This window comes from Amycolatopsis thermoflava N1165, assembly GCF_000473265.1.
Classification (GTDB): Bacteria; Actinomycetota; Actinomycetes; order Mycobacteriales; family Pseudonocardiaceae; genus Amycolatopsis_E; species Amycolatopsis_E thermoflava.
This window is the reverse complement of record NZ_KI421511.1, coordinates 324,626-341,956: the sequence shown is the minus strand read 5'-3', so window position 1 is coordinate 341,956 and position 17,331 is coordinate 324,626. Positions and strand designations below refer to the sequence as shown.

The following is a 17,331-nucleotide window of genomic DNA, read 5'->3' as shown; positions in this document are numbered from 1 at the left end:
GGGTGGTGGTGGGCCGGCGGGTGGGAATTCATGAGGAGGCGATCCCACAGCGAGGGGCCGTCTCAGGTTCCGCCACCCGCAGCGCCACGCAGGCCGCGTCCTACTGGCATCGCGGTGAGCGCGGGCCGCGCGACGTGGGGAAGGACCTCGGCGCCGAGGAGGGCGATGTGCTCGAGGTCGTGGATGTCGTAGATATGCAGGTACACGGTGTCCGCGCCGGCGTCGGCCAGGTCGCCGATCCGGTCCACGACCTGGGCCGGGGTGCCGACGGCGGCGTGCTCGCGGATGAAGTCGGAGCCGATGATCTCGCCGCGGCGGGCGGCTTCGGCGGGGGTGGCGCCGCAGGCGACGGGCAGCACCGCGGACAGCCGCGGCTCGGCGGGGTCGCGGCCGATCGCCTCGCAGGCCCGGTGGAAGGTCGCGTAGCGTTCGCGCAGGTCGCCGCCGAGGGCGCCGTTGAACTCAGTGGCGTAGCGCGCCGCGATCGCCGGGGTGCGTTTCGGGCCGCTGCCGCCGACGATGACCGGCGGGTGCGGGTCCTGCACCGGGCGGGGCGGGGTCCGGTTGTCGTCGATGCGGTAGTGCTTGCCCTCGAAGGAAAACGGGCTCTCGCGCCACAGGCCGGTGATGATCGCCAGCTGTTCCTCCAGCCGGTCGAACCGCTCACCGGTGCCGGGAAACGGGATGCCGAACGCGGCGTGCTCGCGTTCGTACCAGCCGGTGCCCAGTCCGAGCTCGGCGCGGCCGCCGCTCATCTCGTCGAGGCTGGCGACGATGGTGGCCAGGATGCCGGGCTGGCGGAACGTGGCCGCGCCGACCAGCGCGCCGAGCCGCACCCGGCTGGTGTCGCGCGCGAGGCCGCCGAGGGTGGTCCAGCAGTCGGTGGGCCGGTAGGTGGTGTCGGCGGGGTCGACGCCGAGCAGGTGGTCGGAGCGGAAGAACGCGTCGAAGCCGGCGTCCTCGGTCGCTCGGGCCAAGGCGAGGATGTCGTCGTAGCGGGCGCCGTGGCGGGGCTCCATGAGCACCCGCAGCCGCAGGTCAGAGCGTGCCACGCAGCGACACCGCCTTCACCTGGGTGTAGTCGAGCACGGCGTCGGCGCCCATGGTGCGGCCGAAGCCGCTGCGCTTGTAGCCGCCGAACGGCGCGCCGGTGACCCCGGCGCCGAGCGCCGCGTTGACCGCGACCTGCCCGGCCTGCAGTCCCTTCGACATCCGCACCGCGCGGCCGAGGTCCCGCGTCCACACCGAGGCGACGAGGCCGTATTCGGTGCCGTTGGCCACTTCGAGAGCGTCCTCTTCGGACTCGACGGGGATGACCGACAGCACCGGGCCGAAGATCTCCTCCTGGGCGATGCGCATGTCCGGGGCGACGTGGTCGAACAGCGTCGGCTGGACGAAGAAGCCGCGGTCGAACCCGTCGGGCACGCCGCCGCCGAGGACCAGGTCCGCGCCCTCCTCACGGCCGAGGCGCACGTAGTCCAGGACACGGGCGTGCTGCTTGGCGTTGATGAGGGGGCCCATCTGGACCGGCTCGTGCCACGGCCCGACGCGGACCTTCGCCAGCTGCTCGGCCAGCCGCTGCACGACCTCGGCGTGCACGGACCGCTCGACGACGACGCGGGACCCGGCGGCGCAGATCTGCCCGGTGTTGAGCGTGATGCCCGTGGCGATCGCGGGGATCGCGGCGTCCAGGTCGGCGTCGGCGAAGATCACCTGCGGCGACTTGCCGCCCAGTTCCAGGTGCAGCGGCACGAGGTTGCGCGCGCAGGCGGCCATCACGAGCGAGCCGGTTTCCGGGGAGCCGGTGAAGCTCATCCGCCGGATGCCCGGGTGCACCGGCAGCGCCGCGCCCGCTTCGCCGCCGTAACCGGTGACGACGTTGACCACGCCGGGCGGGATGCCCGCGTCGAGCGCGAGCCGGGCCAGCGCGAGCGGGGTGAGCGGCGCGTCCTCGGCGGGTTTGACGACGATGGTGTTGCCCGCGGCGATGGCGGCGCCGACGTCGTTGACGAACATCGGGCCGGGCGCGTTCCACGGGATGATGCTGCCGACCACGCCGTAGGGTTCGCGCAGCGTCAGGCCGAGCACGCCGGGGCCGGCGGGCAGCGACACGCCCTGCACCTTGTCGGCCTGCCCGGCGATGAAGGTGAGGATCCGCGCCAGCGGCGGCGGTCCCCAGTGCGGGCGGCCGACCTCGCGCGATTCGAGCTGGTCGATCTCGGTCTCGTGCTGCTCGATCAGCTGCACCCACCGCAGGATCAGCTTGCCGCGCTCGGTGGCGGGGGTGTCGCGCCAGGCCGGGAAGGCGGCCTGCGCGGCGGTGACCGCGGCGTCGATGTCGGCGGCGCCGCCGCGGGGCACCCGGGCGAGGACGCCGCCGGTGGCCGGGTCGAGCACGTCGATGCTGTCCCCGCCGGCCGCGGGGACCCAGTCGCCGCCGACGAGGTGGGTGTTCTCCGTGACCAGGGCCCCGGGGCCCGGCAGAACAGTCGTCATAACCGCTCTCCTCGCTGTTGGTGAACCCGACTCTGCCGGGCCCGCGGCGAGCGGAGCGAGGCGTCTTTCGCGACGCGGAAAGGGTTCGCCGGGTGCTCCCGCCGATACGGACGGGAGCACCCGGCGGGAGGTCAGAGCTTGCTGCTGGTCTCGGCGAGGACGCCGGCGAGCAGGTCGTAGTCGACGTCCTGCCCCTCGGTGATGTCGGCGGCCTTGCGGTCGCCGTTGCCCAGGGCTCTCAGGACTCCCTTGACGGGCTCGACGTCCCCCGCCTCGAACACCATGAACGACACCTTGTTGCGGGCCACGTGGATCACCGCGGCGTGCTTGCCGTTCTTCAGGAAGTGCGGTTTGCCGTACTGCAGCGCCTCTTCGGCGTCCGGGATGGTGGCGTGGACCATCTCGCGCAGCTTGGTGCAGACCTCCGCCTGCCAGGGCAGCGTCCGGGCACACCCAGATCCGGTACTCGTCGAGCAGGCCTGCCGCCGCCAGGGTCTCGGTCAGGCGGCCGGTGTTTGTCTCCTTATCGGCCGGACTGGCGGGGGTTCCGCCAGGTGGCGCTGTCGACGAAGTGGTTGTCGTAGCGCTCTTGTGCGCCGAGGACGGTTTCCGGTCCGGCGGCGCCGTTGCGGACCTGGTCGAGGAGCCGGAAGTACCCGAACCGCTCCACGCCGGGGGTGAACACGATCAGCAGGTCCGCTGGGGCGGGTGGGGCTCCTCCTCGCGCCGGCGCAGGAGAAGGTGTTCACGACGTTCGGGCTGCAGCGGGGCGAGTTCGACGTCCTCGCGGCGCTGCGCCGGTCGGGCGATCCGTACACGCTCACGCCGTCCCAGCTCTCCGCGACGCTGATGCTGACCCGGGCCGGCATGACGAGCCGGCTGGACCGGCTGGAGGCGGCGGGGTTCGTCGAGCGCACGCTCGACCCCGCGGACCGGCGCAGCTTCCGCGTGCGGCTGACCGACAAGGGCTTCGCCACGGTGGACGAGGCGATGACAGCGCACACCGCCAACGTGACCCGGCTGCTGTCCGCGCTCGACGGGAAGCGACTCGGCGCGCTCGACGACCTGCTGCGGATCCTGCTGCGCGCCCTGGAGGGTTAGAGCCAGGTCGATGCGACATCCGTCGCGGGCCGCGCGCGGCAAGGGGCCGACGACGTGCGCCCGCCGTGCTCCTTTACTGGAGGCACCCGTTTCCTCCAGAGTCGAAGGTGGGTGGCTGCCGCATGGCCGGTTCGACACCCAGCAGGGCCTCGATCCTGCTGGCCAGCTGCGTCGGGACGTCGATCGAGTGGTACGACTACTACGTCTTCGGCAGCGCCTCGGCGCTGGTGTTCGGATCGTTGTTCTTCCCGTCGTTCTCCCCGGTGGCCGGCACGCTCGCGGCGTTCGGCACGTTCGCGGTCGGCTTCATCGCGCGCCCGCTCGGCGGCGCGGTGATCGGGCACTTCGGCGACCGCATCGGCCGCAAGTCGATGCTCGTGCTGACGCTGATGCTCGCCGGGCTGGCCACGTTCCTGATCGGTCTGCTGCCGACGTACGCGGCGATCGGGGTGGCCGCGCCGATCCTGCTGGTGTTCCTGCGGCTGGTGCAGGGGTTCGGCGTCGGCGGCGAGTGGGGCGGCGCGGTGCTCGTCGCCACCGAGCACGCCACGCCGCGGCAGCGCGCGGTGTACGGCAGCTTCGCGCAGTTCGGCGTGCCGATCGGGGTGCTGACCTCGAACCTGGTGTTCCTGCTGGTCGTGGAGACCACCGGCGACGGGTTCGCCACCTGGGGCTGGCGGATCCCGTTCCTGGTCAGCGTCGCGCTGCTGGTAGTCGGGATGCTGGTGCGGCGCACGCTGACCGAGAGCCCGGAGTTCCAGCGGGTGCGCGAGAAGCGGCAGGTCAGCCGGGTGCCCGCGGCGACGCTGCTGCGGGAACGGCCGGGCACGCTGCTGCTGGCGAGCCTGGCCGCGATCGCGCCGCCCGCGGTGGGTTACACGGTGATGGTCTACATGCTCAGCTACGGCACGCAGGCCGCCGGGTTCGGGCGCAGCACGCTGCTCACGCTGATCCTGGCCTCGACGGTGCTGTGGATCGCGGGGATCTACGTGGCGGCGCGGTGCGCGGACCGGTGGGGCAGCAAGCCGGTGTACGCGATCGGGGCGGGTTTCGCGGTGGTGTGGGCGTGGCCGCTGTTCCTGCTCGTGGACACCGGGAGCGTGGGCGCGGCGCTGCTGGCGTTCATGGTCGCCGGGATCGTGCAGGCGATCATGGCCGGGGCGCAGGGCGCGTTGTTCACCGAGATCTTCCCGGCGCGGATGCGGTTCAGCGGCGCGTCGATCGCCTACCAGATGGGCGGTCTGGTGGGTGGCGCGGTGACGCCGCTGGCCGCGACGGGGTTGTACGGCGCCTACCACTCGTCGACGCCCATCGCCGTCTACTTGGGACTGTTGTGCGCGGTGAGCCTGGTGGCGGTGCTGGTGCTGCCCGCGCCGTCGCGGGCCGCGGTGCCCGAGGCCGTCGGGAGCGTGCGATGACGACCGCGGCGGGCCGGGTGCTGGCGGTGCTGTCGGCGTTCGGACCGCGGCACCGGTCGCTGACCTTGAGCGACATCGCACGGCGGGCCGGGCTGACGTTGCCGACGGCGCACCGGCTGGCGGGCGAGCTGGTGTCGTGGGGTGGCCTGGAGCGGGACCCGGCGGGCCGGTACTCCGTGGGGTTGCGGTTGCTGGAGCTGGCGGCGCTGGCGCCGCGCGGGTTGCAGTTGCGGGAGGCGGCGTTCCCGTTCCTGGACGATCTGCACTCGCTGACGCGCGGGAACGTGCACCTGGCCGTGCGGGACGGCCGCGAGGTCGTCTACGTGGAGACCCTGCGGGCCAGGGCGGCCGCGACGAACAGCCGGGTGGGCGACCGCTGGCCGATGCACGCGACCGGCACCGGGCTGGTGCTACTGGCGCACGCGGAGCCCGCGTTCCAGGCCGAGGTGCTGCGCTCGCCGCTGGAGCGGTTCACCCGCTACACGATCACGGACCCCGGCGAGCTGCGGCGGCAGCTGGCGTTCATCCGACAGTCCGGGGTCGCGGTCGCGAGGGGCACGATCACACCGGACGACCTGGTGGTGGCCGCCCCCGTGCGGGACCCGTCAGGCCGGGTCGCGGCGGCGATCAGCGTGGTGGTGCAGGTGGCCGGCGCCCGGCCGCGCGAGCTGGCACGCCTGCTGACGGCCACGTCGCGGTCGTTGTCGCAGCGGCTGGCGCGAGGCTCGGCGCGGGTGGTAGAACCCGCTGGGGGACGGCCGGCGGGGTGGGCTGCAGCAGTCGCGTGCGCTGCCGACCGCTGACCGAGCCCATAGCTTGGGCGGCGCCGACCGCCTGCCACGGTCAAGTGCGGCCGGGTCGTAGCCGGCCGATGGAGACTCGGCATCATGAACGGCGATGACCGAGAGCAGGCGATCCGCGTCGCTCTCGACGTTGGAAGGTCATCACCTCACTACCACCTCGTCCCGCCCAGGTTCCATGGCCGTGCGGCCCGCTGCCGCGCCGCCATCGTGGGCTCGTGGTCACGGTGCGCTCCACAGGCGCTCATGTCACCCGGCCGAGTCGAGGGGCGGCAGGGCGCGGCCCGAGAACAGTGTCGAGCACGGCGCTAGCCATGCTGTCACGGTCAGCCCACCGGAACCGGGACGTTCACCGGGCTGACCAGGCTCCCGGACGGGGGTCGGGGCTTGGCAACCTCGGCCGGGAGCCCACCGCGAGCCGAGAGGGGATCCGGGGTGTCCGAGACGATCGCCGGTCTTGGTTACGAGCTGGGAATGCTGAAGCGGATCCGCCGCTCGGGCTGGTGGCACGCGTCGCTCGGTTGGCCGGGCTCCTGGCCGCCGAGGAAGGCATCGGCGCGCGCCGCCTGCCTCGCCATCTGGCACGACTCGCAGGAAACCCGCACCGGGGACCAGCCCCACACCGCCCAGCCCGCTGTGCCCGCGACGCGGACAAGCTGGAAATGCTGCTCCAGGCTGTGGAGTACCGGGAGACCGGCGTCCAACGGGTCCAGGGCTGGATCGAGAGCGCCCTGGCAGGCCTGACGACCGCGACTGCCCGGCGAGTCACCGAAGCGGGCATCTCCCTGTCCCCGCTCGCTTGGCGCGAGCGGTGAACTCAAGCCGGGCTGAAGAATGGGCGGCGAACAACCGGAGCCGGGCGTCCGAGCAACAGCGATCGGCGCTGCTCTGTGTACCGGACCAAGAATGACGAAAAAGAGAGGTGGAGGTTGTAGCCGAAGTGGCGATACCCCGGAGCGAAGAAGCCGATACCCCAGGCATCCGGCTCTCCGATCGGGACCCAGCAGCACGTCCAGCCATCGGCCGTTTCACCCCAGGCGACAACCCCCGCTTCCGCGGGATGGACAGGTGGAAGCACGTCACGCGCGACAGCGCCGCGCACCCCTTCGCTGGTACGCCTCAGCAGGTCGAAAAGGTCAAGAGCGGGCGAATGAGGTACGGCTATACGCACATCGAGGAACGAGCCGGCTCCATGGTCCCGGACGAACAGCCGGTAGTCTTCCGGGAGACGCAACCCCAGTTCGTCGTGAACGGCCGCCCAGTCAACCGGGTCCGGCTCCTCTTTTCCTGAGCCCAGGAGCCGCTGCAACGCCGGGTAGTCACCCTTCACCCGCGGCGGCGTCCCCCAAGAATTCGGTCCCGCATTCCAGTAACCCCTGCCGCGTGGCAGACCACTCGAATTTCCCTGGGGAATTCGCAGCACGGGCGCACCGGGCGCGATTTTCATCCCCAGCGGCGAACCGTTGATCTCACCCGCGACCAGCTTGGACAGAAACTCACAGGCCGTACCCGAGGATCTCCCCCAGCGCTCGAACTGAGGAGAACACACCACGGTCGGCCATCGCTCACAATCGCCTTCGGTGAGCCAGAACAGCAACCCGTGCTGTCTCGTGCGCCCCCACGGAAGCAGACCGCCGGGCTCCGGATAAATGGGGAACGGGAAGCGCCGAGGCTCCCGCGCCCTCCACTCGCGCATCGTTTCGAGCCGCTGGAGGTAGTAGCCCGGGTACTCGTCTCGGGGAGATCTGTGATCGCCGGGACGAATGACGTGCACCGAACCCTGGAACAAACCCACCGGAAAGAGATCGGCGATTTTCTTGTAATCTGATGGCAACCGGACGCCCAATGACGCCTCGACTGCGTCCCAGTCATAGCCCTGAGGCTCGGAGGTCTCAACCCTGACCGCCCGGGCCAACGCGCCTACACAGTCCGTCAACGTCCTTCCCTTGCTTCTCCCGAGCGGTCGGAGTGGCCGGAACAGGTCAACGGCCACTCCGGCACGACCGCCGCTGCGGAGACTGCTTACCACGTCCAGGCGACGGGGGCGGGAGCGGCCGGCGGGCCCCCCGAGGGCCCGCCGGCCGAGTCGCCTCAGACGAGCGACGCTGTGAGGCCGCCGTCGAGGACGTAGTGGCTTCCGGTGATCCACGTGGCCCGGTCGGAGGCGAGGAACGCGGCCACCTCCGCGATGTCCTCGGGGGTGCCGAGCCTGCCCTGCTTCATCGCCACCAGGTCGCCGAAGGGGATCTGGGTCGCCGCCTCGAAGTCCGGCACCAGGCGCTCCACCATCGCGGTATCGGCGAAGCCCGGGCAGACCGCGTTGACCCGCACGCCCGCAGGCCGCATCTCCACCGCCGCGACCCGGGTCAGCTGGATCAGCGCCGCCTTGGTCGCACAGTAGGAGCCGAGCAGCGGGCTGCCGCCGATGCCGGCGATCGAGGCGATGTTGACGACGTTCCCCTTCGACGCCACCAGGTGCGGCGTCGCCGCCTTCATCGCGACGAACGGGCCACGCACGTTGACCGCATAGATCCGGTCGAAACTCTCCGTCGACTGCTGCAGCAGCGGCGAGGAGATCTCGATGCCTGCGTTGTTCACCAGGACGTCGAGGCCACCGAGCAGGTCGGCCGCCTGCTGCACCGCGGCCTGGACCTGGGCTTCATCGGTGACGTCGCAGTTCGCCACGCCCGCGGCGCCGATCTCGTCGGCGGCCCGTTTCGCCGCGTCGGCGTCGATGTCGCTGACCACGACACGCGCGCCGCGGTCGGTGAACAGTTTCGCGATCGCCTTGCCGATCCCGGCACCGGATCCGGTGACGAAGACCCGCTTACCGTCCAGTTCGGACATCTGTGTACCTCTCACTTCGTTGTGGGATGGGATCTCGGTCGTTCACGATCGCTACATGGCCTCGACCTTCGGCATGATCTCCTCCTTGAGGCGCTTGAGGTCGTCCAGCGTCTTCGCGACCGGCACGTCGGCGAACGGCGGCCACAGCATCGGCATCGTCAGGCCGGCCTCCCGGTAGCGCTTGAGCATGTCGGTGATCTGTGTGGCGGAGCCCGCCAGGAGGTTGGTGCCCTTGCCCATCGGGGTCTGGTCCATGTCCTGGTCGGTGATGACGAACCAGATCATGCTGCTGATCTCGAGGTCGTCGATCGAGCGGGCGGTGTCGAGTTCGTCCAGCTCGCGCTGGATCTCGCCGCGCCACCGCTGGATGTCCTCGGGCGAGTCCTGGATGCCGATCCAGCCGGCGAGGCCGTACGTGGCGACCCGGTTCGCGGCGCGCTTGGGGTCCTTCAGGCCGCTGAAGAAGATCGGCGGGTGCGGCTGCTGCAGCGGCTTGGCCCCGAACCCGCACGGCTCGAAGTCGGCGAACTCGCCGTGGTAATCGAAGACCTCGTTGTTCCAGATGCCCTGGATCACCTCGATCGTTTCGCGCACATGCTTGTTGCGCTTGGGGAAGATGTGCGAGGCGCTGGACGCGGCGAACTCCTCGGGCATCCAGCCCGCGCCGAGCGCGACGTTGAGCCTGCCGCCCGAGAGGTGGTCGATGGTGCCCAGTTCCGCGGCGAGCACACCCGGCGCACGGTAGGGCGTGTCGATGACGCTCATGCCGATGCGAACCTTGGACGTCTTCGCGGCGAGCCACGGGATCAGCGGCATGCCCTGGAACCACTGGCCCCGCGAGGACACCGGCAGGCCCTTGGGGAAGCCTTCGATCATGCCGAAGGCGTACTGCAGCTCCTGCCGGTCCGACGACTCGGGCACGACGATCCGGTCCAGCGTCCAGACGGAGTCGAAGTCGAGGTCCTCGGCGAGGGCGGTGAGGTCCTCGAGTTCTCCGACGGTCACCTTTTCGCGGAAGTTGGGCAGGTACAGGGCGAGCTTCACGGTGCGGCCTCCTTGCGGCGACGTGAACGGGTGGCGCCTCAGCGGGTGCTGAGCCGGGAACGGATCTCGGTCTTGAGGACCTTGCCGACGGTTGAGCGGGGCAGATCAGGCCAGATCTCGATCTGCTTGGGCGCCTTGAGGCCGCCGATGCGCGCTTTGACGAACGCGGTCAGGTCGTCGAGGTCGATCCCGGCGCCGGGCTGGAGCTGGACCACCGCGGTGACCCGTTCGCCCCACTTCTCGTCGGGCAGGCCGACCACGGCGCAGTCGCGCACGGCGTCGTGGGCCATCAGTGCCTGCTCGACCTCGGCGGAGTAGACGTTGAAGCCGCCGGTGATGACCATGTCCTTGGCGCGGTCGACGATGTGCAGGTAGCCGTCCGCGTCGAGGTACCCGATGTCGCCGGTGTGGTGCCAGCCGTGCGCGGAGACCTCCGCGGTCGCGTCCGGGTTGCGGTAGTAGCCGGCCATCACCAGGGAGCCGCGCACGCAGATCTCGCCCCGCTCGCCGCGCGGCACGGGCTTGCCGTGCTGGTCGAGGATGGCGACGGTGACCAGCGGAGACGGCTTGCCGGCGGAGGACAGCCGGGCGGTGTTGATCGTGCCGTCGGCGTTGCGGTGCTCGGCAGGCGACATCGTCGAGATCATCATCGGGGCCTCGGACTGGCCGAACAGCTGCGCCATCGGCCCGATGCGGTCGAGGGCCTCGGCGAGCCGGGCCGCGGACATCGGCGCCGCGCCGTACCAGAAGCACTGCAGCGACGACAGGTCAGTCCCGTCGAGCGCCGGGTGGCCGAGGACCATGTAGATCACCGTGGGGGGCAGGAACGTGTGGGTGACGCGATGCCGCTCGATGAGTTCGAGGAACCGGCCGACGTCGGGCTTGGCCATGATCACGACTTCGCCGCCGAGCGCCAGCACCGGGAAACACAGGACGCCGGCCGCGTGGGTCAGGGGCGCCAGCGCCAGGTACACCGGGCGGCCGTGGAACGGGTAGCTCATCAGCGTGATCGCCGACATCGCCTCCAGGTTGCGGTCGGTGAGCATCACGCCTTTGGGGCGGCCCGTGGTGCCGCCGGTGCCGACCAGCGCCACGACGTCGCCGGGCGGCGCCGCCTCGGCTGACGGGTCGTCGCGGGCGGCGTCGAGCCAGCCGTCGAAGCCCGCGGCGAGGTCGTCGCCGTCGCCCAGCCGGACGAGCGTGGTCAGCTTCGGCAGGTTGGGCGCGATCGCGGCGACCAGGTCGTCGAACGCCGGCTGGTAGATCAGCGCCGAGCAGTCGAACAGGTCGAGCAGTTCCGCGTTCTCCGCCGCCGCGTTGCGCGGGTTGATCGGGCACCACACCGCACCGGCCCGCGCGATGCCGAACACGCAGGCGAAGGCAGTCGGATCGTTGGCCGAGAGGATGCCGACCTTGTCCCCCGGCGCGACGCCCGAGCGGCGCAGCGCCCTGGCGACGGCGTGTGACAGGCCGGCGACCTCGCCGTAGGTCAGGGACTTCCCGTCGAGCGTGAGGCAGGGTGCGTCCGGGTCGAGGGAAGCGCCTTTGTCCAGGTAGAAGGTCAGGGACACCGTTGTCTCCGTCGGTCGCCGGGCGCGAGAAGGTCCGGATCGGAAGTGCGGCCGCCCGCGTCGGCGGCCTGACAGGACTGTTTCTCATCTTTGGACAGTTGTCAAGATTTTCTTGGACGCTTGGTTAAGAAAACGCTCGATGGGTATCGTCTTGGGCGTGACCAGCTCAGCAGCCGCGCGGCGGCGACCCCGTGCCGACAAGTTCGAGGACCGCAGGCGGGAACTCGCGGACGCGGCGCTGGCGACACTGGCCGACTTCGGGTACGCCCGGACGAGCCTGCGCACGATCGCCGACAACACCGAGTTCTCGCACGGGCTGCTGCACTACTACTTCGCGGACAAGATCGAGCTGATCACCTACTGCGTGCGCCGCTACAAGACGGCGTGCGTGCAGCGCTACGAGAACCTCCTGGCCGAGGCATCCACCCTCGACGGCCTCGCCGCCGCCTGCGGGGACGGGCTGGCGGCCACGCTCGCCGAGGCGCCGCTGATGCACCGGCTCTGGTACGACCTGCGCACGCAGTCGATGTTCGAGGAGGCGTTCCGGGACGACGTCGCGGAGATCGACGGCAGCCTGCAGAACATGATCTGGCGGGTCGTCTGCGCCTACGCCGACCTGGGCGGCATGGAGCCGGCCTGCTCCCCCTCGCAGGCCTACGCCCTGTTCGACGGGCTGTTCCAGCAGGCGCTGCTGCGTCACCTGGCCGGTTCGGAGACCGCGCTGGACGACCTCCGCGCGGGGGCGCGCGACCTGCTGCCGCGCCTGTTCGCCTGACGGCGCCGCGCTGCGTAGGGGCGGCCGGAGCCGGGTGGGTTCAGGAGCCGGGTGCGGGCCCGACCGCGTGTGTCACTCGACCCAGCCCTTGTGGAGCGGGTGATGTTGGTGGAGTGCGGATGCGTCCGCGCGATCGTGGGATCGACCGAGGTCGCCCGGCCGATCCGCCCGACAGCGTCCGCGGTGGCGGGCAGGCCCTGCAGCACGGTGTGCCACATGCCGCCGACCGCGAGACCACCGGCAGCGTCCCGAGTACCAGCCTCGATCTTCGTCGGACACGCAACCGGTCACGGGGTGGACACGGGGCCGGCCGGTTCCGCACTCTCGCTCGCAGCCCGCGGGTCGGCGCGCCGGGCCCGGGGCACGAGCGTCACAAGCACCGCTCCGAGAAGCGCCGGGGCGGCGAAGGCGTAGAACAGCGAGGCGGTGGGCAGCTGAGCGGAGAGCAGCATCCCGCCGTAGAGCGGGCCGAGGATTCCCCCGAACCGGCCCACCGACAGCGCGACGCCGATCGCGGTCGCGCGCACGTGGACCGGGTACCGGCCGGCGATCAGCACGTTGATCAGGATCTGGGTGCCCACCGTGCCGACCCCGGCCAGCACGACCGCGACGTAGCGGAACACGATCGGCATCGGCTGGCTGAGCACGGAGATGCCGACGACCGCGAGCAGGAACGAACCCGCGGTGGCGCGCTGGGAGCCGCCGCGGTCGGCGAGACGCCCCACGAGCAACGGTCCGGCCGCGGTGCCGACGTTGAGTACGACGAGGAACGTCAGAGCGGACCCCAGCTCGTGGCCCGCGGACCGCATCAGCTGCGGGAGCCAGGTGTACAGCCCGAACAACACCAGCAGCGACGCGAACGTGGTGAGGCAGAACAGCACGGTGGTCACCGCGTACCGGCGCGAGAAGAGCACCGCGAGCCGCCCGGTCCCCGCTCCGGCGGCGGCAGCCTCGACCGGCCCGGCGGGCCCTGGATCGAGGCGCAGGCGCGCGGCCCAGCGGCGAAGCTCGTGGCCGCGTCCCGTGGCGCGCAGGTAGACCAGCGACTCGGGCAGGTAGCGCACGGCCAGGGGGAGAACGACGAGCGCGCCCAGCCCGCCGATCAGGAACTCGGCGCGGAACCCGGCCGCGGGAACCACGACGGCGGCGACGACCGCGGCCAGTGCGCCCCCGGTGCCGACGCCGGCGAAAGCCAGTGCGGTGTCGAGGTTGCGACGCCGGGACGGCGAGAATTCGTAGACCAGGGCGGCGATGGACGGCAGCACACCGCCGACGCCCAGTCCCACCAGGATCCTGCCGAGCGCGAACACGGGGACACCGGGAGCGAGGGCGCACACCAGCATCGCCGCGGAGAACACGGTCACGCTGGCGAGGATGAGCCTGCGGCGGCCGACGATGTCGGTCAGCAGACCCGCGGCGACGGCGCCGGCGAGCATGCCGACCGGGGTGAGGGTGCCGAGCACACCGGCCTGCGCCACGGTGATCTGCCACGAGCGGTCGGCGAGCAGGAACGGGAGAGCCGCGCCGTAGGCCACGACGTCATAGCCTTCGAGGGTCATGCACGCGAGGCAGAGCAGCAGCACGCTGCGCGGTGTCCGGGCGGGTTCCGCAGGTGACGGGGACACGGGCGAGGACATGGCGACGCCACCTTTCGGTCAGTCCAAAGAGGAGTGTGCAGTCAGGGCCGGGCGAGTTCGAACCGCTCGCCCAGCCAGCCCGCGATTTCCGCGGCGGCCAGCTCGTTGCCCGTGGGTTCACCCTCGGCGATGGGGCCGCCGAAGTGCAGGCCACGCACCACAGCGGTGCTGAGGTCCGCCGCGCCGAGCGCTCCGATCATCCGGCGCGAATCGGCCGGGAACGCGGCTTGGTCGCCGGTGAGCTCGATGAACAGCGTCGGGGCGGTCACCCCGGGCGCGCAACGGACGAAGTCGGCGTTGGAGCTGATCCCGGACCACGTCGACAGCCACGCTTCCGGGGTCGTGAGCCTGCCGAACCCGGCCTGGCCGTAGTTGATGAGATCGGGACGCTTGCCGAACAGCGAGCCGTACGGGCGTTCGCTGGGATCGAGCGACAGGTCGACGGTGCGCGGGTCGGCGTCGGTTCGGTAGACGGTGATGATCCGGGGCGCCAGCGAGCGGCGGCGGTCCACGGCGCGGCCACCGGCCTTGAACGCGGCGCGCGCCTCGGCCGCGCGGGCGAGGTGGTGGCGGGCGACCGCGTCGATGCGTGCGACGCGGTCGCGCTGGGCCGCCCGGTACCGCTGCAGGAACTCCGCCTCGTAGGCGGAACTGGCCGGTGGCTCGGCGAATCCGTTGGCGGGGTCGAAGGGGTCGAGTTCGGGCACGACGGACAGCGGGTCGGACTCGTCGGCGACCGACGGGTCGATGCAGGCCAGCAGGAGCCTGCCCTGCCCGGGGTGCGGGGCGAGGAAGACGGCGCCGTCGGCGAGCGGCATGGTCGCGTCGGCGAGCCGGGTGGGGCGACCGCCGGGGGTGGTGGCGATGCGCGCGCCCGGTGCGAGCGCGGCCTGCTCGAGGTAGAAGGTGTAGAGCGTGCCGCCGCCGGAGTGTCCCAGTAGGACGATCGAGTCGAAGTCCCGCTCCCGCAGGAAGACCAGACCCGCGGCGACGTCCAGCAGCGCCTGCTCGTGCACCAGGGTCAGGTCGTTGTTGACCGAGCGGGTGTGCTGGGTCCACACCGCGGCCCCGGCTTGCAGCAGCAACGGGACGAGCGGGTGGTGGGTGACGTCCTGGCGTGGGTGCATGAGGCACACCACGGTGCGCGCGCCGGGCACGGTGGTCAGCACGCCGCGCACGGTGGCGCCGTCGGCGGTGGTCAGCTCGTGCACGGTGGTGACGGCCGAGGCCGGCCGCTCCCCCGCGGCCAGGTACCGGCCGGCGCCGAGCCGGAAAGCGCTTTCCGTCACGCCGGCTCCACCCGCAGCGCGTCCTTGTCGTGCTGGGTGATGCGGCTGTCGCGGGCGACCCCGCCGACGGCGGAGTACCAGACCGCGTGGCGGCAGCCGGTGGCCCGGCGGTCGATCACGATCGCGCCCGCCGCGCTGATCTCGAAGTAGGGCCCGATCCGGCCGACGGTCACCGCCGGGTCCTCCGCGGCGACCTTCGCGACCGGCGTGTTCTCCGGGACGTCGAGGATGTAGAGCGTCGTCATCGGCCGCTCTCCTGCGCGAGTTCCCAGTCCGCGGCCCGCTCGACGATGAGTTCCGCCTTGCGCGCCAGCAGCTTGCCGAAGGTCGGCTCGGGCTCGCTCACCACGTCGATCAACGCGTCGATGGTGAGGTTCGCGTCCAGGTCCTCCTGCGGCGTCACCGGCCGCATCGCGCGGGTGATCTCGAACATGTAGCCGTTCGGGTCGTGGGTGTAGATCGACTCGATCGTTTCGTGCTGGATCTGCATCTCCACCGGCCAGTCGCTGGCGTCGAGGCGCCGCCGGTACTCCAGCAGGTCATCCTCGTCCTCGACGTGGATCGCCAGGTGGCGGGACCGGACGAAGAACTCCGGCACGTCGGCGCCGAACCGGGCGTAGACGTCACCCTTCGCGCCCGGCTCGCCGCCGATCTCGCGGCCGGCGCCGAAGTAGTAGAAGAACGCGATCCGGTCGTCGTTGCCGATGTCGAAGAAGAAGTGGATGAAGTCCGGGTGGTCCTCGGGGCCCCAGCCCGCCGCGCAGATGGAATGCACGACCGGGAAGCCCAGGACGTCCCGGTAGAACCGCACCGTCGCGGCCGGGTCGAACGTCGGGAACGCGACGTGGTCGACCCCCTGCACGCGGTGGTCCAACTCCGTCATAACCGGCCTCCTGCCTGATGGGAATGCGCCTTGCCGCACCGACGTTACGCCTCCGTTGACGAATGAGTCAACAGTTTGACTTAAGCGAAGAAGCCGCGGTGGGTGTCCTTATGTGGTTGTCATGCCGCAGCGGGCGTGGGCTTGGGTTGCGGGGTTCGTGTGAGCAGGCCGCGGATGCGGTTGCTCAGCCGGGTGGCTTCACCGGCCAGCTCGTCGTCGAACCCGACCAGCACCTCCGGCTCGGCCAGGGCCTCGTCACCGGCGTCGACCTGGCGCAGGGTGTGGGGCAGGCTGCGGTCTTGGCGGTACCCGGGTAGAGATCGGCGATGCGCCGCATCCCCAGGCCGGGCAGGTAGGCCACCTGGTGCCCGCAGGCGCGGGCGACCGCGACCGGCAGTGCACCAATCCCGGTTGATCGACCACGACCAGCAGCAGCCCATGGGCGACGCGCTTGTCGAACAGCGCCCGCAGTTTGGGTTCGCTGTTGGGAAGCGGCCCGTCACGCAGCCGCTTTCCAGTCGGATCCAGGCCGACGGCGTGATGGCAGCCCTTGCCGAACATCCAACCCGAGGAACACGCCATGACCGCTGGTCATCCACCCCGGACGCTCGTCCGGCCGGCCAACGGCACCGGGCGGAGCGACTCCGCCACGGCGTCGAAGCCGTGGGCGGGAGTCAGTCCTTGAGCAGGCGTTCCAGGTGGTCGAGGTCCTGGCGGAGCATCTTCAGCGCGGCCTCGGGCCCCTCGCCGTCGAGGGTGTGGTGGTCGGGGCGCCGCAGCGCGGCGATCGCCATCTCGGCGAGCTGGTCGGTCACGGTCTCCACGTCGTCGCGGCCGCCGGGGTGGAACCACCAGGCCACCCAGTTGCACATGCCCAGCACACCGAGCGCGGCGACACGGGCGTCGACCGGCCGGAACTGCCCGGCCCGGATCCCGTCCTCGACGACCTCGGCGATCGTCTTCAGCACGGCGCGACGGCTGTCGTCGTAGGCCGCAGTCAGTTCGTCCGGGAGCTCGGCTTCGGAGCGGATGAGCAGCCGGAACCGCGCCGGTTGCGTCGCACGGCGCCGCACGATGATCTCGACCAGCGCGCGCAGCTGGCCGACCGGGTCGAGGTCGGTGTGCGCGACCAGTTCCTTGAGCTCGTTCAGCGGCCCGTCGGTGACTTCCGTGACCAGCTTGGCGAGCAGTTCGTCCTTGCTCTTGACGTAGTAGTAGAGCGCCGGGCGGGTGATGCCGATCGCGTCCGCGATGTCCTGCAGGCTCGTTCCGGCGAACCCGCGCTCAGCGAACAGCCGGGTGGCCTGCTCGTACATCTCGTTCTCGACGAGCTCGCGGCGGGCGGTGCTGGCGCGGGCCGGCTTGTCGCTGTCCGCCGCGCCGTCGCGCCGGGCCCGCGAGGACGACTCGGCCTTCCGCCGTGCGGGCGTTCGCCGCGAACCACTGGTCATGGCGGCCATTGTAGGGGAG

At 71.2% G+C, this 17,331-nt stretch carries 18 protein-coding genes and 1 pseudogene; 5 read left to right on the top strand and 14 right to left on the bottom strand.

Annotated elements, in window-relative coordinates:
* Positions 1-62: 62 nt before the first annotated feature.
* From AMYTH_RS0101685 to AMYTH_RS43385, 4 genes are all read right to left on the bottom strand, one after another.
* Positions 63-1,052 (bottom strand): LLM class F420-dependent oxidoreductase, encoded by a 990-nt coding sequence (locus AMYTH_RS0101685; RefSeq protein ID WP_027928839.1) that lies wholly within the window; start codon positions 1,050-1,052, stop codon positions 63-65.
* Positions 1,039-2,496: an aldehyde dehydrogenase family protein gene (locus tag AMYTH_RS0101680; protein ID WP_027928838.1), complete on the bottom strand. Its 1,458-nt coding sequence runs from the start codon at positions 2,494-2,496 to the stop codon at positions 1,039-1,041. Before AMYTH_RS0101680 ends, AMYTH_RS0101685 begins: the two co-directional genes overlap by 14 nt.
* A 131-nt stretch (positions 2,497-2,627) precedes the next feature.
* A complete protein-coding gene (locus AMYTH_RS43390) occupies positions 2,628-2,936 on the bottom strand; it encodes a DUF1801 domain-containing protein (protein ID WP_037322126.1) in 309 nt (102 codons plus the stop codon).
* 83 nt (positions 2,937-3,019) lie between these two features.
* A complete protein-coding gene (locus AMYTH_RS43385) occupies positions 3,020-3,181 on the bottom strand; it encodes a hypothetical protein (protein ID WP_208722442.1) in 162 nt (53 codons plus the stop codon).
* A gap of 23 nt (positions 3,182-3,204) precedes the next feature.
* Here AMYTH_RS43385 and AMYTH_RS43380 point away from each other — a divergent pair, with 23 nt between their 5' ends.
* The 4 genes from AMYTH_RS43380 (at position 3,205) to AMYTH_RS50070 (ending at position 6,630) form a co-directional block, all read left to right on the top strand.
* Positions 3,205-3,597 carry a MarR family winged helix-turn-helix transcriptional regulator gene (locus AMYTH_RS43380; RefSeq protein WP_228684529.1) on the top strand — a complete coding sequence of 131 codons (393 nt, stop codon included), beginning with the start codon at positions 3,205-3,207 and terminating at the stop codon, positions 3,595-3,597.
* Between the two features lie 122 nt (positions 3,598-3,719).
* A complete protein-coding gene (locus AMYTH_RS0101660) occupies positions 3,720-5,015 on the top strand; it encodes an MFS transporter (RefSeq protein WP_027928837.1) in 1,296 nt (431 codons plus the stop codon).
* On the top strand, positions 5,012-5,818 hold the full coding sequence (locus tag AMYTH_RS0101655; RefSeq protein ID WP_027928836.1) for an IclR family transcriptional regulator: 807 nt from the start codon (positions 5,012-5,014) through the stop codon (positions 5,816-5,818). The genes AMYTH_RS0101660 and AMYTH_RS0101655 overlap by 4 nt, the downstream gene beginning before the upstream one ends.
* Before the next feature lie 659 nt (positions 5,819-6,477).
* On the top strand, positions 6,478-6,630 hold the full coding sequence (locus AMYTH_RS50070; protein WP_228684527.1) for a hypothetical protein: 153 nt from the start codon (positions 6,478-6,480) through the stop codon (positions 6,628-6,630).
* Positions 6,631-6,632: 2 nt separating this feature from the next.
* Here the strand turns inward: AMYTH_RS50070 and AMYTH_RS48550 are convergent, their stop codons facing one another.
* From AMYTH_RS48550 to AMYTH_RS0101625, 4 genes are all read right to left on the bottom strand, one after another.
* The gene (locus AMYTH_RS48550) at positions 6,633-7,751 is read right to left on the bottom strand and encodes an SMI1/KNR4 family protein (protein WP_157360487.1); all 1,119 of its coding nucleotides are present in this window, start codon (positions 7,749-7,751) and stop codon (positions 6,633-6,635) included.
* A gap of 155 nt (positions 7,752-7,906) precedes the next feature.
* A complete protein-coding gene (locus AMYTH_RS0101635; protein ID WP_027928834.1) occupies positions 7,907-8,662 on the bottom strand; it encodes an SDR family NAD(P)-dependent oxidoreductase in 756 nt (251 codons plus the stop codon).
* 51 nt (positions 8,663-8,713) lie between these two features.
* Positions 8,714-9,706: an LLM class flavin-dependent oxidoreductase gene (locus tag AMYTH_RS0101630; RefSeq protein WP_027928833.1), complete on the bottom strand. Its 993-nt coding sequence runs from the start codon at positions 9,704-9,706 to the stop codon at positions 8,714-8,716.
* Positions 9,707-9,744: 38 nt separating this feature from the next.
* A complete protein-coding gene (locus tag AMYTH_RS0101625; RefSeq protein ID WP_027928832.1) occupies positions 9,745-11,277 on the bottom strand; it encodes an acyl-CoA synthetase in 1,533 nt (510 codons plus the stop codon).
* Positions 11,278-11,434: 157 nt separating this feature from the next.
* On the opposite strand from AMYTH_RS0101625, the gene AMYTH_RS0101620 reads away from it, so the two are divergent.
* The gene (locus AMYTH_RS0101620; RefSeq protein WP_027928831.1) at positions 11,435-12,052 is read left to right on the top strand and encodes a TetR/AcrR family transcriptional regulator; all 618 of its coding nucleotides are present in this window, start codon (positions 11,435-11,437) and stop codon (positions 12,050-12,052) included.
* Between the two features lie 287 nt (positions 12,053-12,339).
* Here AMYTH_RS0101620 and AMYTH_RS0101615 read toward each other — a convergent pair whose 3' ends face one another.
* The 6 genes and pseudogenes from AMYTH_RS0101615 to AMYTH_RS0101590 all read right to left on the bottom strand — a co-directional run bounded on the left by AMYTH_RS0101615 (position 12,340) and on the right by AMYTH_RS0101590 (position 17,312).
* Positions 12,340-13,689, bottom strand: a complete 1,350-nt coding sequence (locus tag AMYTH_RS0101615) for an MFS transporter (protein ID WP_027928830.1) — start codon at positions 13,687-13,689, stop codon at positions 12,340-12,342.
* Positions 13,690-13,730: 41 nt separating this feature from the next.
* Positions 13,731-14,978 carry an alpha/beta fold hydrolase gene (locus AMYTH_RS0101610; protein WP_027928829.1) on the bottom strand — a complete coding sequence of 416 codons (1,248 nt, stop codon included), beginning with the start codon at positions 14,976-14,978 and terminating at the stop codon, positions 13,731-13,733.
* Positions 14,975-15,223, bottom strand: a complete 249-nt coding sequence (locus AMYTH_RS0101605; protein ID WP_027928828.1) for a hypothetical protein — start codon at positions 15,221-15,223, stop codon at positions 14,975-14,977. Before AMYTH_RS0101605 ends, AMYTH_RS0101610 begins: the two co-directional genes overlap by 4 nt.
* Positions 15,220-15,861: a VOC family protein gene (locus tag AMYTH_RS0101600; protein ID WP_027928827.1), complete on the bottom strand. Its 642-nt coding sequence runs from the start codon at positions 15,859-15,861 to the stop codon at positions 15,220-15,222. The genes AMYTH_RS0101605 and AMYTH_RS0101600 overlap by 4 nt, the downstream gene beginning before the upstream one ends.
* A 155-nt stretch (positions 15,862-16,016) precedes the next feature.
* A pseudogene (locus AMYTH_RS47535) lies at positions 16,017-16,456 on the bottom strand (IS110 family transposase); the annotation flags it as partial.
* A 79-nt stretch (positions 16,457-16,535) separates the two neighbouring features.
* The gene (locus AMYTH_RS0101590; protein WP_037323160.1) at positions 16,536-17,312 is read right to left on the bottom strand and encodes a TetR/AcrR family transcriptional regulator; all 777 of its coding nucleotides are present in this window, start codon (positions 17,310-17,312) and stop codon (positions 16,536-16,538) included.
* Between the last annotated feature and the right edge of the window lie 19 nt (positions 17,313-17,331).

Excerpts from the sequence above, each read along its gene's own strand:
- AMYTH_RS0101590 (WP_037323160.1), bottom strand. The coding sequence starts at position 17,312 with ATGACCAGTGGTTCGCGGCGAACGCCCGCACGGCGGAAGGCCGAGTCG.
- AMYTH_RS0101635 (WP_027928834.1), bottom strand. The coding sequence starts at position 8,662 with ATGTCCGAACTGGACGGTAAGCGGGTCTTCGTCACCGGATCCGGTGCC.
- AMYTH_RS0101615 (WP_027928830.1), bottom strand. The coding sequence starts at position 13,689 with ATGTCCTCGCCCGTGTCCCCGTCACCTGCGGAACCCGCCCGGACACCG.
- AMYTH_RS0101600 (WP_027928827.1), bottom strand. The coding sequence starts at position 15,861 with ATGACGGAGTTGGACCACCGCGTGCAGGGGGTCGACCACGTCGCGTTC.
- AMYTH_RS0101655 (WP_027928836.1), top strand. The coding sequence starts at position 5,012 with ATGACGACCGCGGCGGGCCGGGTGCTGGCGGTGCTGTCGGCGTTCGGA.
- AMYTH_RS50070 (WP_228684527.1), top strand. The coding sequence starts at position 6,478 with ATGCTGCTCCAGGCTGTGGAGTACCGGGAGACCGGCGTCCAACGGGTC.
- AMYTH_RS0101680 (WP_027928838.1), bottom strand. The coding sequence starts at position 2,496 with ATGACGACTGTTCTGCCGGGCCCCGGGGCCCTGGTCACGGAGAACACC.
- AMYTH_RS0101660 (WP_027928837.1), top strand. The coding sequence starts at position 3,720 with ATGGCCGGTTCGACACCCAGCAGGGCCTCGATCCTGCTGGCCAGCTGC.
- AMYTH_RS0101605 (WP_027928828.1), bottom strand. The coding sequence starts at position 15,223 with ATGACGACGCTCTACATCCTCGACGTCCCGGAGAACACGCCGGTCGCG.